Annotated in this window: 15 protein-coding genes; 8 read left to right on the top strand and 7 right to left on the bottom strand. The window is 75.0% G+C overall.

Annotated features, from left to right (window positions below):
- Positions 1–208: 208 nt before the first annotated feature.
- The 7 genes from ACIQOW_RS30200 to ACIQOW_RS30170 form a co-directional block, all read right to left on the bottom strand.
- Positions 209–1,090 carry a virginiamycin B lyase gene (locus ACIQOW_RS30200; protein ID WP_401090222.1) on the bottom strand — a complete coding sequence of 294 codons (882 nt, stop codon included), beginning with the start codon at positions 1,088–1,090 and terminating at the stop codon, positions 209–211.
- A gap of 94 nt (positions 1,091–1,184) precedes the next feature.
- On the bottom strand, positions 1,185–2,285 hold the full coding sequence (locus ACIQOW_RS30195) for an AI-2E family transporter (protein WP_401090220.1): 1,101 nt from the start codon (positions 2,283–2,285) through the stop codon (positions 1,185–1,187).
- 99 nt (positions 2,286–2,384) lie between these two features.
- The gene (locus ACIQOW_RS30190; protein ID WP_401090218.1) at positions 2,385–3,482 is read right to left on the bottom strand and encodes a winged helix DNA-binding domain-containing protein; all 1,098 of its coding nucleotides are present in this window, start codon (positions 3,480–3,482) and stop codon (positions 2,385–2,387) included.
- Positions 3,479–4,207 (bottom strand): glycerophosphodiester phosphodiesterase, encoded by a 729-nt coding sequence (locus ACIQOW_RS30185; protein WP_401090216.1) that lies wholly within the window; start codon positions 4,205–4,207, stop codon positions 3,479–3,481. Before ACIQOW_RS30185 ends, ACIQOW_RS30190 begins: the two co-directional genes overlap by 4 nt.
- The gene (locus tag ACIQOW_RS30180) at positions 4,204–4,671 is read right to left on the bottom strand and encodes a hypothetical protein (protein WP_401090214.1); all 468 of its coding nucleotides are present in this window, start codon (positions 4,669–4,671) and stop codon (positions 4,204–4,206) included. Before ACIQOW_RS30180 ends, ACIQOW_RS30185 begins: the two co-directional genes overlap by 4 nt.
- Before the next feature lie 100 nt (positions 4,672–4,771).
- Positions 4,772–5,188, bottom strand: coding sequence for a molybdopterin-binding protein (locus tag ACIQOW_RS30175; protein WP_401090212.1), 417 nt, complete (start codon positions 5,186–5,188; stop codon positions 4,772–4,774).
- Positions 5,189–5,298: 110 nt separating this feature from the next.
- Positions 5,299–6,483 (bottom strand): ROK family transcriptional regulator, encoded by a 1,185-nt coding sequence (locus ACIQOW_RS30170; RefSeq protein ID WP_401090210.1) that lies wholly within the window; start codon positions 6,481–6,483, stop codon positions 5,299–5,301.
- 108 nt (positions 6,484–6,591) lie between these two features.
- Between ACIQOW_RS30170 and ACIQOW_RS30165 the strand changes: the two genes are divergently transcribed.
- The 8 genes from ACIQOW_RS30165 (at position 6,592) to ACIQOW_RS30130 (ending at position 13,696) form a co-directional block, all read left to right on the top strand.
- A complete protein-coding gene (locus tag ACIQOW_RS30165; RefSeq protein WP_401090208.1) occupies positions 6,592–7,836 on the top strand; it encodes an MFS transporter in 1,245 nt (414 codons plus the stop codon).
- 124 nt (positions 7,837–7,960) lie between these two features.
- Positions 7,961–8,731, top strand: coding sequence for a dienelactone hydrolase family protein (locus tag ACIQOW_RS30160; RefSeq protein WP_401090206.1), 771 nt, complete (start codon positions 7,961–7,963; stop codon positions 8,729–8,731).
- A gap of 48 nt (positions 8,732–8,779) precedes the next feature.
- Positions 8,780–9,322, top strand: coding sequence for an RICIN domain-containing protein (locus ACIQOW_RS30155; protein ID WP_401090205.1), 543 nt, complete (start codon positions 8,780–8,782; stop codon positions 9,320–9,322).
- A 54-nt stretch (positions 9,323–9,376) separates the two neighbouring features.
- Positions 9,377–10,093, top strand: a complete 717-nt coding sequence (locus ACIQOW_RS30150; RefSeq protein WP_401090203.1) for a TVP38/TMEM64 family protein — start codon at positions 9,377–9,379, stop codon at positions 10,091–10,093.
- 68 nt (positions 10,094–10,161) lie between these two features.
- Positions 10,162–10,674, top strand: coding sequence for a DinB family protein (locus tag ACIQOW_RS30145; protein WP_401090201.1), 513 nt, complete (start codon positions 10,162–10,164; stop codon positions 10,672–10,674).
- 283 nt (positions 10,675–10,957) lie between these two features.
- Positions 10,958–11,350 (top strand): cell division protein SepF, encoded by a 393-nt coding sequence (locus tag ACIQOW_RS30140; protein ID WP_188299444.1) that lies wholly within the window; start codon positions 10,958–10,960, stop codon positions 11,348–11,350.
- Between the two features lie 160 nt (positions 11,351–11,510).
- Positions 11,511–12,143, top strand: a complete 633-nt coding sequence (locus ACIQOW_RS30135; protein ID WP_401090199.1) for a TetR/AcrR family transcriptional regulator — start codon at positions 11,511–11,513, stop codon at positions 12,141–12,143.
- A complete protein-coding gene (locus ACIQOW_RS30130; protein ID WP_401090197.1) occupies positions 12,140–13,696 on the top strand; it encodes an MFS transporter in 1,557 nt (518 codons plus the stop codon). Before ACIQOW_RS30135 ends, ACIQOW_RS30130 begins: the two co-directional genes overlap by 4 nt.
- Positions 13,697–13,707 lie beyond the last annotated feature (11 nt).

Genomic DNA, 13,707 nt, shown 5'->3' with positions numbered 1-13,707 from the left:
CGCCTCCCTCCCCACGGCGCCGGACGCCCGCCCGGCGGCTCCCCGCGCACCGTTCGTCCAGCGGGCGCGGCCGGCCGCCGTCACTCCGTCCGATCGCCCCCGCCGAGGCCCTGGACCTGCTCGGACGGATCGTCGGCACCGGCCGGACCGGCGCCGACCGCGCCGCCGCCCTCGGCCTGCTCGCCGACCTGGAGGAGCTGCTGCGCCGTCAGTAGCCCCGGGCGTCCAGCCGGGCGAGCTGCCCGCGCTCCAGCGCCGCGTACACCGTGCCGTCCGGGGCGACGGCGATGCCGTGGGGCTCGGCGCCCTCGCCCGGGACGGGGTGGCCGTCCAGCCGCCCGTCCGGGGTGAGCACCCCGATCCGCCCGGCGCCCCACTCGGTGAACCAGAGCCGGCCGTCCGGCCCGGCCGCGATCGCGTGCGGCCTGGCCGAGCGGTCGGCCAGCGGGTGCTCCGTCACCTCGCCGTCCACGGTGATCCGCCCGACCAGCCCGCCGCCGATGCCGACGTACCAGAGCGCCCCGTCCGCCCCCGCGGTGATGCCGACGGGCGCGGTGCCCCCGGTCGGCAGCCGGTGGACGGTCACGTCGCCGTCCGTCCCGATCCGGGCCACCGCGTCGGCCTGGTTGAGGGTGCACCACAGGGCGCCGTCCGGGCCCGCGGTGATCAGCGACGGGAAGGCCCCGGCGAGCGGCAGCGGGTACTCCGTCACCTCGCCGTCCACGGTGATCCGCCCGACCCGGTCCGCGTTCAGCTCGGTGAACCAGAGCGCTCCGTCGGGCCCGGCGGCGATCCCGTACGGCCCGGCGTCCGCCGTCGGCACCGCGAACGAGCCCGTCTCCCCGCCCACCGTGATCCGCCCGATCCGGTGGTCCCGCATCCGGCTGAACCACAGCGCCCCGTCGGGCCCAGCGGTGATCACCGCGGGCCCGCACCCCGGTGCCCCGAGTCCGAAGCGCTCCACCCCGCCGTCGGGAGCCAGCCGCCCGACCTCCCCGGCGTGCACCAGCGTGAACCAGACACCCCCGTCCGGCCCCACGGCCACCCCGTACGGCCCGGCCCCCGCCTCGGCCACCTCGATCAGTTCCATCCGACCCCTCCCCCAGCTATTGCGACTATTGTCGCGTTAATGATCCTTCCACGCCCGCCGCACCGACGGCAACCGACAATCGGGCGGCGCCCTCCTACTCCCCCGCCTCCACCGCCCGCCCCGGGTCGGCGCGCAGGACCGAGATGACGCCCACTCCGGCCGCGCAGACCGGGACGGCGAGCAGGGCGCCGATGATCCCGGCGATCCCGGAGCCGGCCACCACGGCGACCATGATGGTGGCCGGGTGCAGCTCCACCGTGCGGCTCTGGATGACCGGCTGGAGGACGTTGCCCTCGATCAGCTGCACCGCGAGGACCACCCCGAGCGCCCAGAGCGCCGTGCCGAGGCCGCCGTCGGCGAGGGCCACCAGGACGGCCACCGTGCCGGACAGGAAGGCGCCGACGAACGGGATGTAGGCGCCCATGAAGACCAGCGCGCCCAGCCCAGGCGCGCCCGGCACCCCCAGGGCGACCAGGCCGATGGTGATGAAGCTCGCGTCGATCAGGGCGATCATCGTGGTGCCGCGCATGAACCCGGCCATCGCGTCGAACGCCCGCTCCGCGCAGGCGATCACGGTCGCGGCGCTGCGCTCGGGCAGGTAGGAGCGGATGGCGTCGCCGGTACGGTGGCCGTCCCTGAGGAAGAAGAACACCAGGGCGAGCGACAGCACCCCGCCGGCGATCAGCTGGGTGAGCAGGCCGAGCCCGGAGAGCACCCCGTTGGTGAGCGTGGACACCAGCGAATTGGTCTCGCCCTTGGCGTTGCTCAGCGCGTGCTGGATCTTCGCCCCGAGCGGGCCCAGCCAGTCGGCCAGCCGCTCCCCGGCCTCCTGGAGCGAGGAGGCGATCTGCGGGGCGCTGTGCACCAGGGAGTTGACCAGCAGCGCGATCACCCCGCCGACGGCGGCGACCAGCACCGTGCAGGTCAGCCCGGCGGCCAGGCCCCGCCCGACGCCCCGGCGCACCAGCCACGGCACCACCGGGTAGAGCAGTGAGGCCCCGAGCAGCGCCAGCACGAACGGCACGGTGGCGGCCCGCAGTTCGACCAGCGCGAAGACCACCAGTGAGGCGACGGCGAGCAGCAGGATCACCGCCACCGACCACGCCGCCGCCTGCCGCAGGCCCGGCGGCAGCATCAGGTACGGCCTGCGGTGGTCCGGCCGCCGCTGCTCGCCGGGCGCGCGTTCCACGGACACGGCCACCTCCGCCGGGGTCGTCGACGATTGGGAACCGACCCAGCTCAGCAGAGGTTCGGGGGGCCCGCCCGCCGGATCGGCCGCGAGCACCCGAACGGGTTACCCGACCGCCTCGACCCGTACCACGCCGCCCCCGCCGGCCCCCGCGAAGGCCAGCACCCGCTGCGCCTCGGCCTCCGCCGCCTGCCGGTCGGCCCGGCCCAGCGGCGCGAACGGCACGACGGTCACCTCCTGGTCGCCGGCCAGGCGCCAGGTGCCGGCGACCAGCCCGTCCACCAGCAGCGTCCCGTGCACGATCCCGTTCTGGGTCATCACCCGGCCCCGGTGCTCCTCGGACAGCACCCGGGTGCGGTCGGCGTGCGAGAGCAGCAGGTTGTCGAACGGGGCGACCAGCCGCACCGGCGCCGGGGTGTCCGCGTCCGGCCTGGGCGCCTCGGGCAGGTCGTACAGCTGCCGCCCCTGCTCGTCCCGGAACGCCGCCAGGTCCGGCGCGAGCCGCCGCAGCACCGGGGCGAGGCCGGCCAGGCCGCACCACTTGCGCAGGTCGGCGGCGGAGGCCGGACCGAAGGCGGCGAGGTAGCGCCGCACCAGCTCGTCCTGGCCGGACGAGGGGTCGAGCGGGCGGCCGAGCCAGGCCTCGGCGGTGGTGTGGGCGGCCGGGCCGCCGCGCCCCCACAGCCCGCGCGGCGGGACCTGCACCAGCGGCAGCCGGCAGCGGGCGGCCTGGGCGAGCGCGGCCGGGTCGCGGTCGGGGCGGCTCGCGGCGAGCAGCGCGCCGAGCTGCCGGAAGGTGCGGGGCTCCTCCTCGACCAGGGTGCGGGCCTCGGCGGCGAGCGCGTCCAGGTCCAGCCCGGTGAGCGGTTTGCCGTAGGTGGTGCGCAGCGCCTGGTCGAGCATCGGCTGGAGCAGCGGGCGCAGCGTCAGGCAGTCCTCGGCGGTGACCAGGTGGATGGTGCCGCGCTGGAGGGCGATCCTGACCACCGCCCGCTGCTCGATCAGTGTGCTCAGCTGCTCGGGCGTGAAGCCGTCGATCCGGGCGAGCAGGCCGAGGTAGGGCGGCTGGGGCGCCGCCTGGGCCTGGAGCCCGCCGAGGTGGTGGACCAGCGCGGCGGGCGCCAGGTGGCCGCGCGTGAGCAGGTGCTGGCGGGCCAGCAGGGCCCGGCCGAGCGCCCGCCGGCCCAGGACCGGTCCGCTCACCGGCCGCCGTCCAGCACCGAGCGCAGCACACCGATCCGGTTGGAGGTGAGGGAGGCGACGCCGGTGTCGCGCAGCCGGCGCATGGTGCGGCGCAGGTCGACGGTCCAGGTGGAGACGGCGAGCCCGCGGTCCGCCGCGGCGGCGGTGAAGTCGGGGGTGACCAGGCCGAACGGCGGGTTGAGGTAGCGCGGGCGCAGGTCGTCCAGCAGGGCCCGTACGGGCATCCCCGGCTGCTTCCAGGTGAGCGCGATCTCGGCGTCCGGGCTCAGCTCGCGCACCGCGAGCATGGCGGTGGTGGGGCCGCAGAAGGCGACCAGCCCTTCGGCGCCGAGTCCGGCGACCACCGACCAGGCGGCGGCGACCGGCCCCGCGTCGTCCAGGTCGATCAGCAGCCGGCGGCCTTCGGCGTCGGCCACCGCCTTGAGCGCCTCGGCCAGGGTGGGGACGGCGAGCGGGCCCTGCCGCAGCTCCTCCAGCTGTTCGGCGGTGACCCGGTCGATCGCCCGCGGGTCGCCCCAGAGACGCTCCAGGGTGCGGTCGTGCAGCAGCACGGGCACCCGGTCGCGGGTGAGCCGGACGTCCACCTCGACGGCGTCCGCCCCGGCGGCGAGCGCGGACTCGACGGAGGGCACGGTGTTCTCGCGGAAGCGGTACGGGTCGCCGCGGTGGGCGACGGCGAGGGGCTTGACGAGGGGCCGGCCGAGCGGCTGGGCGACGGCGTTCATCGGATCCTTCCCGAGAGCCAGGGGGTGAGGCTGTGGACTCCGACGCCCTCGCGGTAGCTCGGCTCCCCGGGGACGGTGACGACCAGCGTGGTGGACGGCGGGAAGGTGCGCACCCGGATGTGCACCAGGTCGGACCAGACGGCGTTCAGGAAGCCGGGGACGCGGTCGCGGTCGACGTCGAAGGCGATGCCCTCGACCGTCACGGCGACCTCGTCGTGGGTGAACAGCCGGACGGTGACGGCGGGGCTGCCGTCGAACTCCAGCAGCGCCTCGTGCGGGATGTCGTCCAGCTGTTCCCATCCCTGACCGCCCGGGCCGCCGGGCCCGTCCGGGCCGACCAGCCCGGCGAAGGTCCGGTCGCGGCCGATGTCGTGCTGGGCGCGGACGGTGCGGCCGTGCCGCCCGGCCACGGCCTCGATGGCGGTCACGGCGCTCTGGGTGGTCGGCAGGTGCGGGGGTGTCATCCGGTCCTCTCGCTTCGGCTTCGGGCGGTTCGGCTTCGGGTCGTTCGGCTTCGGGCTGTTCGGCTTCGTCCGGCGCGTCCGCGGACGCCCGGGTGGGCCCTCAGCGCCGTTCGATCATCACGTTGGTGGACTTGATGACCGCCGTCGCGGGCGCGCCGGGGACCAGGTTGAGCTCCTCCGCCGACTCCCGGCTGATCAGCGACACCACCCGGAACGGACCGGCCTGGACCTCCACCTGCGCCGCCACGTCGCCGAGCACCACGTCGGTGACGATCCCGGGGAAGCGGTTGCGGGCCGAGGACGGCCGGCCCTCGGCCTCGGCGGTCTCCGGCCTGGCCAGCTCCCGGGCGAAGGCGGCCAGCTCGGCGCCCGGGATGATCCGGTGGCCGTGCTCGTCCCGCGCGGCGGCGACCCGCCCGGCGTCCACCCAGCGCCGCATGGTGTCGGCGCTGACGCCGAGCAGCGCCGCGGCCTCGCCGATGCGGTACGGGTTGGCCGGCGCGTCGGGCTGGCCCATGTGCGTCTCCTGACGGTGGTTCGGGGTCGGAGGGCAGGTGCCCCCGCGCCATCCTGCCGTACCGGTGGCGCGGGCGGGAACGCGAGGGCGGCCGGCGCCGCCGGTGGCCGTCACGGTTCGCCGAAGAGGTCCCGCCGCACCGCGTCCCCCGCGGTCAGCACCGCCCCGGCGAGGATCGCGCCGCCGCCCGCTGTCCCGGCCCGCACCTCGGTGCTCAGCGGGGAGAGCTCGGCCAGCCGGCGCTCGACCCGGCCGGCCAGCTCGGGCCCGCCGGCCCGGCCGATCTCGCCGCCGAGCACCACGCAGCCGGGGTCCAGCACCACGCAGACGCTCGCCGCGCCGATCGCGACCCGCTCGGCCAGCCGGTCCAGGAACTCCTCGCCCGCCGGGCCGGCGGCCAGGGCGGCCCGGACGGCGGCCTCGGCGGCGGGCGCGTCCCCGGCGCGGCCGACGGGCAGCCCGTGGGCGCGGGCCAGCGCGCAGATCGCGGCGCTGCCGGCCAGGTCGTGGAAGCCGCCCTCGCAGCTGTCGGCGCTGGGCAGGCCGACGGTCCCGGGGACGGGCAGGAAGCAGATCTCGCCGGTGCCGCCGGAGAAGCCCCGGCGCAGCCGCCCGTCCAGGATGACGGCGGCGCCGACGCTGTGGCCGAGCCAGAGCAGGACGAAGGTGTCGCGGTCGCGCGCGGCACCGACCCGGTACTCGGCCCTCCCGGCCAGGTTGACCTCGTTCTCCAGGATCACCTCGGTGCCGGGCAGCTCGCGCAGCGCGCCGAGCAGTCCGGTGTGCCAGCCGGGGAGCTTGCCGGTGTTCCGCAGCCGCCCGGTGGCCGGGTCGACCAGGCCGGGAGCGCCGACCGCGACGGTGTGCAGCCGGTCGACGCCGACGCCGCGCGCGGTCTCCAGCAGAGTGGCGACGATCGTGCCCGCGGTGTCCGGCCCGCCGCCGTCCTCGACCGGGACCTCGGCGGTGGCGAGGCTGCGCCCGGCCAGGTCGGCGACGACCAGGCTGACGCCGCCGGAGCGGACGTCGAAGGCGGCGATGTGGGCCCGGGAGGCGACCAGCGCGTAGAGCCTGGCGTTGGGGCCGCGCCGCTGCTCGCCGCGCTCCCCGACGACGGCCACCAGGCCGGTGCGCTGGAGGCGTTCGAGCAGGTCGGCGACGGTCGGCCGGGACAGGCCGGTGAGGTCGCGCAGCTCGGTCGCGGTCAGGGGGCCCTGTTCGAGCAGGAGGTTGAGCGCCAGCCGGTCGTTGATCGCCCGGGCGGTGCTCGGCGTTGCCGTACGCGCGGTGGTCATGGAGGTTCATCCTTCCAGAGTGTTTCTATCAGGTTCCCTTCCTGATAATTTATCGCCATCAACAGGGCACTGTCGCGCCCCCACCGCGCGACCGGGAGGGAACATCGAATGAGCGGGACCACCGCACCACCGCCGCCGGAGCCGCTGACCGCACCGCGCCGGGCCCGGGCGAGCATCGCCCTGGTCTTCTGCGTCCACGGGGCCGTCAGCGGCAGCTTCGTCACCCGCATCCCGTGGATCCAGGACCGCCTCGACCTCTCCACCGGCCAGCTCGGTCTGGCCCTGGTCATGCCCGCCGTCGGCTCCTCCCTCGCCATGCCGCTGGCCGGCCGCTTCGTGCACCGCTACGGCGGCCGGGCCGCGGTGCGCGGACTGATCTCGCTCTGGTGCCTCGCCCTCGCCCTGCCCGCGCTCGCCCCCTCGCTGCCGGTGCTGTGCGCGGTGCTGCTGGTGTACGGCGCCACCGCCGGGATGGCGGACGTCGCGATGAACGCGCAGGGCGTGGAGGTCGAGGAGCGGCTCGGCCGCTCGATCATGTCCGGCCTGCACGGGATGTGGAGCGCGGGCGGCCTGCTGGCCTCCGGCTTCGGCATCCTCGCCGCCCACCTGGACCTGGACGCCAGGATCCAGCTGGCCGTCACCGCGCTGGTGCTGCTCGCCCTCGCCCAGCCCGTCTGCCGCGGCCTGCCCGACATCCGGGCGCACGAGGGCGCGGAGGAGCCGCCCCGGTTCGCGCTGCCGCCGCGCAGCTCGCTGGTGATCGGGCTGGTCGGCTTCTGCGCGGTGTTCGCCGAGGGCGCCTCGATGGACTGGAGCGGTGTCTACCTGCGGGACGTCACCGGCGCCTCGGCCACCGTCGCCGCCGCCTCGTACACCGCCTTCTCCCTCACCATGGCCGTCAGCCGGCTCGCCGGGGACGCGGCGATCCGCCGCCTCGGGGCCGTCCGCACCACCCGCATCGGCGGCGCCGTCGCCACCGTCGGCGGCCTGCTGGTGGTCGCCGCCGACAGCCCGGCGCTGGCCATCCCCGGGTTCGCCCTGATCGGCGTCGGCATCGCGGTGATCGTCCCGCTCGCCTTCGCCGCGGCCGGCCGGATCGGCACCAACCCCAGCCAGGCCATCGCGGGCGTCGCCACCGTCACCTACACCTCGGGCCTGGTCGCCCCCGCGATCATCGGCGCGCTCGCCCAGGCCACCTCGCTGACCGTCTCCTTCGGCCTGGTCACCGCCCTCGCCTGCGCCCTGCTGCTGAGTGCCGGGGCGCTGCGGCTGGCCGAACGGAATTCCACCGGGGAGAACGTGACCGCAATGTCACCGGAAAAGCCTTCCGGAAAAGATCTCTCTTCGATATGATCGTGAATTCCCGAGGGAATTCCCCGCTAAGGTCTCGAACCGCCGGGCGCAGCCGCGCCCGGCGGTTTTTCCGTGCCCCCGACTCCGTGCCCCCGTTTCCGTACCCCCGCGAGAGGGATTCCCCGTGTGCTACGACCCGGACGCCGCCCCGCCCGCCTTCAGCCCCGCCCTGTGGCCCCTGGCCGAGGCCGCCCCACTCACCCTGACCTCGGCCGACGGCACCGAATTCGGCGCCTTCCTGGCCCGCCCCGAGGTCGCCACCGGACCGGGCGTACTCGTCCTGCCGGACAACCGGGGCCTCTCCCCGTTCTACCGGCACACCGCCGCCCGGCTCGCCGAACAGGGCCACCCGGCCCTCGTCCTCGACTATTACGGACGCACCGCCGGAGCCTTCCCGGAAAAGCGTCCGGCGGAATTCGGCGAACTGCCCGGCCTGCTCCCCCACCTGCTCGCGCTCACCCCCGGGGGCCTGGACGCCGACCTCACCGCCGCGCTGGAGCGGCTGCGCGCCGTCGGGCCGGCCGAGGTGGTCGCGCTCGGCTTCTGCTTCGGCGGGCGGCAGGCCTTCCGCGCCGCCGCCCCGCGCTTCGGCCTGGCCGGCGCGGTCGGCTACTACGGCTACCCGGACACCCTCGCCGGCGCCCCGGGGCCCACCCAGCTGGCAGGGGAGCTGACCGCCCCCGTCCTCGCGTTCTGGGGCGGCGCCGACGAGCACATCCCGGCCGCCGCCGTCGCGGCCTTCGACGCGGCGCTCACCGCCGCCGGCTGCCCGCACGAGTTCGTCAGCTATCCGGGTGCACCGCACAACTTCTTCGAGCACGCCGCGGTCGAACACGCCGGGGCGGCCCTGGACTCGTGGCAACGTCTGCTGCGCTTTCTCGCCCGGCCGCACTGACCCGCCGCCCGAGCGCACTCAATCCCCCCTTTCACGGAGGTCGACCCGATGTCCCGTCGAACCCGCCTCTCCGCCATCACGGCACTCACCGCCGCCGTCCTCGCCACCGCCGCGGTGGCCCTCACCGCCCCGCCCGCCGCCGCGGCCGACTTCGGCCCCGCCGAGATCCGCACCGGCGGCTACCCGGGGCCGGACGACCTCTGCCTGGAGGTCGCCGACTGGCGCGTCGACGACGGCGCCCCGGTCCGGATCTGGACCTGTACCGGCGGCGACAACCAGAAGTGGCCCCAGACCGACCGGGGCTGGATCAACCAGCACAGCGGCAAGTGCCTGGAGATCCCGGCCTTCAGCACCACCTGGGGCACCCAGGCCGACCAGTGGACCTGCAACGGCGGCGACAACCAGAAGTGGAGCGACCCGCCCGCCAGTCACCCCGGCACCCCGCGCCGGATCGTGAACGGCCACAGCGGCCTGGTGCTCGACGTCGCCGGCGGCCGTCTCGCCGACGGCACCCCGGTGATCCAGTGGGAGTACCAGGCCGGCGCCAACCAGTTCTGGCACTACAACCCGGCGAAGGACCCGTACAGCTGAGCCGCCGCCCGGGCCGGGGCAGGGGCGCGCGCGGGCACCGGTTACGCTTCGGCGGTGTCCGAGCCCGATGCCGCCCCCGCACCTCCCGCCGCGACCCGGCCGCCCGCCGGCGCGCCGCGTTCACCGTGGTGGCGGTTCGCGCTGCTGGTGGCGGTGCTCGCGGCGACGGCCGGGTCGCTGCTGCTGTGGAGCCCGACGCAACTGCTGTCCGACGGGCCGGCGGACCGGATGCCGGCGTACTGGTCCGGCCCGCTGTTCGCGCTGGTCTACGCGGTGGGGACGCTCGCCTTCGTGCCCCGGCCGGCGCTGAACGCGGCGGCCGGGCTGCTGCTCGGCATCCAGCAGGGCGTGGCGCTGGCGGTGCTCGGCACCACGCTCGGCGCCGCCCTCGCCTTCGCGCTCGGCCGGGGCCTCGGCCGCGACGCGCTCCGCCCGTACCTGCGCGGGAAGGTGCTCGGCTCGCTGGACCGGCGGTTCACCGAACAGGGCTTCCGCAGCGTGCTGGTGCTGCGGCTGCTGCCCGGCATGCCGTTCCAGGCGGCCAACTACGGCGCGGCGTTCTCCGGGGTCCGCTTCCTGCCCTTCGTGGCCGCCACCGCGGTCGGTGTGGTGCCGACCACGGCGGTGTACGTCACGGCGGCGGCCAGCGCGGGCCGGCCCGGCTCGGCGGCGTTCCTGCTGTCGGCGGGGGTGATCGCGCTGCTGGTGCTGGGCAGCGTGGTGGGGCTCTGGCGGACGGCCCGGGCCCGCGGCCGGGCTGCGGCGGGCTGAACCACCCCACCGGCCCGGCGCCGCAAAATCGTTCGCGCCCCCGGTCACGGGAGGCCAGGATGGCGCGCATGACCGGACTCGACCCGCGGGTGGACCCGCCGATGACGGCCGACGAGGCCGCCACCCTGACCGCCTTCCTCGACTACCACCGCGGCACGCTCGCGCTCAAGTGCGCGGGCCTGACCGACGACCAGCTGCGACTGCGCTCCGTCCCGCCGTCCGACCTCTCGCTGCTGGGCCTGGTCCGGCACATGGCGGAGGTGGAGCAGTACTGGTTCCAGTCCGTCCTGCTCGGCCGGGAGATCACCGACCACTACTGGAAGCCGGAGAACGAGGACGGCGACTTCGACGACGTCGACACCGCCGACGCCGCGGCCGACTTCGCCGTCTGGCAGGCCGAGATCGAGGCCGCCCGCCGCGCGGTCGACGGCCTTCCGCTGGACACCGTCGGCAAGAACCCTCGCCGCGGGCAGCCGGTGACGCTGCGCTGGATCCTCGCCCACATGGTCGAGGAGTACGCGCGACACAACGGCCACGCGGATCTTCTGCGCGAGTTGGTCGACGGCTCGACCGGCGAGTGAACCGACGGGTGAAATCGTTTCCGCATTGTTGACAGAAGGTCAATTACCCGGTGACCGCGACCGATAAGGTCAACGCGCGCAACCGTACGGTGCGGCACCGCGTCAGTGAGGAGTGCCCGGGTTCGCCCGGGTTTCCGGCGCGGCACGACTCGTACGGGGGTCGCGAGCGGGCACGGGACCGGTGAACAGTGCGATACTCGGACAGTTCCGACGAGTGGATGACGTGTCAAGAACGGCACCCACCCCCGGGGGACCAGGACGGGACGAGGCAGGGAGGCGCGGCATGGGAGCACTTCGCGACGAGCACCACAACGGGTGGCTGATGCCCTCGGGACACTACCCGGCCGCGGTGTACGACGACGAGTGGGTCGACCAGGAGACGGTTCCGGCCGCCCCCGCGCCCACGAAGATCGTCTCCCTGCGGCCGACGGGGTTCGAGGCGGCCCGGACGGTCGGTGAGCACATCCGGGCGAGCACCCCGGTGGTCATGGACCTCACCGAGATGGCGGAGGCCGAGGCCAAGCGCATGGTCGACTTCGCCTCCGGACTGATCTTCGGCACCCAGGGCGGCATCGAGCGGATCGCCAAGAGGGTCTTCCTGCTCACCCCTGCCGACGTCGAGGTCATGGTGATCGACCGCCCGATGGACGACACCGGCTTCTACAACCAGAGCTGAGCCGCCGCCCCGCGGCCGACAGCGGCAACCCCCGGAACCGGGGACGGTACACCCACCGTCTCCGGTTTTTTGCTGCCCTCCCGCCGCGACCCCACGCATCACCTGAGATCCCAGGCGCATGAATGAGACATGGATGTCTCACATGAACTATAATCGGCGCATGGCCACCGATCGCGACACCGTCCTGGAAGCCGCCGTCGGTGTGCTCTCCCGCCGCCCGACCGCCCACCTGGACGAGATCGCGCGCGCCGCCGGCATCAGCCGCGCCACGCTGCACCGGCTCTTCCCCGGTCGCGACGCGCTGATCCGCGAGGTCGGCCTGCTCGGGCTGCGCCGGTTCGCCGCCGCCCTGGACACCGCCGAGGTCGAGGAGGGCGACGCCGAGGCGGCGCTGCGCCGCCTGGTGGACGCCGCCGTCCCGGACGCCATGCTCTGCGCCTTCCTGGCCGGCGAGAACCAGCTCTACGAGCACGACGACATCAACGACCTCTGGGAGGTCCAGATCGCCCGGCTGCACGCGCTCTTCCTGCGCGGTCAGCAGCAGGGCGTGTTCCGCATCGAGCTGAGCGCCGCCTGGCTGAGCGAGGCCTTCTTCGACCTGGTGGCCGGCGTCGGCTGGTCCATCCAGGACGGCCGGCTCGCCCCGCGCGACGCCGCCTTCTCGCTCGCCGAGCTGTTCCTCGGCGGCGCGCTGCGCAGACCGGACGCCCGCACCACCACCCCCGTTCCATCCGTCCCCGTTCCCACCACCCACAGCACCGCCGACCACAGGCCGGACACCGATAAACCATGAACACCCTGACCGCCCGCCAGCGCTGGACCGGCCTCGCCGTCCTCGTCCTGGCCGTGACCGTGGTCGCCCTGGACGCGACCGTGCTCTCCCTCGCCATCCCGTCGATCAGCGAGACGCTGCGCCCCAGCGGCACCCAGCTGCTCTGGATCGGCGACTCCTACTCCTTCGTGCTGGCCGGACTGCTGGTCAGCATGGGCGCCCTGAGCGACCGGATCGGCCGCAAGAAGCTGCTGCTGGCCGGGTCCGCCGCCTTCGGCGTCGCCTCGCTGCTGGCCGCCTACGCGCCGAGCCCGGGCTGGCTGATCCTGGCCCGCGCGCTGCTCGGCGTCGCCGGGGCGACGATCATGCCCTCCACGCTCTCGCTGATCCGCAGCCTCTTCCCCGACGACCGGGAGCGGGCCACCGCGATCGGCATCTGGGGCGCGGCCGCCACCGCCGGCGCCGCGCTCGGGCCCGTGGTCGGCGGGGTGCTGCTGGAACACTTCTGGTGGGGCTCGGTGTTCCTGCTGAACATCCCGGTGCTGATCCTGCTGCTGGTGTTCGGCGCCTGGCTGCTGCCGGAGTCCAGGGACCCGAAGCCCGGCCGCTGGGACGTGCTGAGCGTGCTGCTGTCGCTGGCCGGTGTGATCGGCGTGGTCTACGCGATCAAGGAGGCCGCCGCGCACGGCGTGGACCGCTGGGACGTACCGGTCACCTTCGTGCTGGGCGCCGCCGCGCTGTTCGTCTTCGTCCGCCGCCAGCTGCGGCTGGAGACCCCGCTGCTCGACGTCAGGCTCTTCCGCGACCGGCGGTTCACCGCGGCCGTCTCGGCCTCGCTGATCTCCCTGGTCGGGCTCTCCGGCGTGATCTTCGTGGTCTCCCAGTACCTCCAGCTGGTCCGCGGCTACCAGCCGCTCCAGGCGGGCCTGGCCGAGCTGCCGGCCTTCGCCGGCTCGGTGGCCGGTGGCCTGCTGACCGCCCGGATCGCCCGGCGCTTCGGCGCCCGCAGGGCGCTGACCGCCTGTCTGCTCGCCATGGGCCTGGGCGTCGGCGCGCTGGGCTGGCTCCAGCAGGACACCACCTACCTGCTGCTGGCCGTGTCCTTCCTGGTGGTCGGAACGGCCGAGGGCGTGGTCTACACGCTCGGCGCCGACCTGGTGCTGGGTACCGCGCCCGCCGACAAGGCCGGCGCCGCCTCGGCGGTCTCCGAGACCGCGTACGAGCTGGGCACCGCGCTCGGCATCGCGCTGGTCGGCTCGGTGGTCGGCACGATCTACGCCGGCGGGCTGGTCGTCCCGGCCGGGGCCTCGGCGGAGACCGCGGCCCGGGCCGGCGAGTCCCTCGGGGCCGCCGTGGAGACGGCGAACGGGCTGCCGGCCGACCTGGCGCAGCCGCTGCTGGCGAGCGCGAGGGACGTCTTCGTGCACGGCATGAACAGCGCCGGGCTGCTCGCCGGGGCCCTGCTGGTCGGCGCGGCCGTCCTGGCCTGGCGCCTGCTGCGCGGCCTGTCCGCGCCGACGGCGGCGGAGCCGGTCGAGGTCGAGGTCGCCGCACCGGAGAAGGCCGACGCGTAGCCGGGACTTGA

This window comes from Kitasatospora sp. NPDC091335, assembly GCF_044757205.1.
GTDB lineage: Bacteria > Actinomycetota > Actinomycetes > Streptomycetales > Streptomycetaceae > Kitasatospora.
Note: the sequence above shows the minus strand (reverse complement) of the source record. Positions and strands in the feature narration are given on the sequence as shown.

What these genes read in the sequence shown, in the direction of transcription:
- ACIQOW_RS30200 (WP_401090222.1), bottom strand. Translation starts at nt 1,090, where the DNA reads ATGGAACTGATCGAGGTGGCCGAGGCGGGGGCCGGGCCGTACGGGGTG.
- ACIQOW_RS30185 (WP_401090216.1), bottom strand. Translation starts at nt 4,207, where the DNA reads ATGAACGCCGTCGCCCAGCCGCTCGGCCGGCCCCTCGTCAAGCCCCTC.
- ACIQOW_RS30180 (WP_401090214.1), bottom strand. Translation starts at nt 4,671, where the DNA reads ATGACACCCCCGCACCTGCCGACCACCCAGAGCGCCGTGACCGCCATC.
- ACIQOW_RS30175 (WP_401090212.1), bottom strand. Translation starts at nt 5,188, where the DNA reads ATGGGCCAGCCCGACGCGCCGGCCAACCCGTACCGCATCGGCGAGGCC.
- ACIQOW_RS30170 (WP_401090210.1), bottom strand. Translation starts at nt 6,483, where the DNA reads ATGACCACCGCGCGTACGGCAACGCCGAGCACCGCCCGGGCGATCAAC.
- ACIQOW_RS30165 (WP_401090208.1), top strand. Translation starts at nt 6,592, where the DNA reads ATGAGCGGGACCACCGCACCACCGCCGCCGGAGCCGCTGACCGCACCG.
- ACIQOW_RS30155 (WP_401090205.1), top strand. Translation starts at nt 8,780, where the DNA reads ATGTCCCGTCGAACCCGCCTCTCCGCCATCACGGCACTCACCGCCGCC.
- ACIQOW_RS30145 (WP_401090201.1), top strand. Translation starts at nt 10,162, where the DNA reads ATGACCGGACTCGACCCGCGGGTGGACCCGCCGATGACGGCCGACGAG.
- ACIQOW_RS30140 (WP_188299444.1), top strand. Translation starts at nt 10,958, where the DNA reads ATGGGAGCACTTCGCGACGAGCACCACAACGGGTGGCTGATGCCCTCG.
- ACIQOW_RS30135 (WP_401090199.1), top strand. Translation starts at nt 11,511, where the DNA reads ATGGCCACCGATCGCGACACCGTCCTGGAAGCCGCCGTCGGTGTGCTC.
- ACIQOW_RS30130 (WP_401090197.1), top strand. Translation starts at nt 12,140, where the DNA reads ATGAACACCCTGACCGCCCGCCAGCGCTGGACCGGCCTCGCCGTCCTC.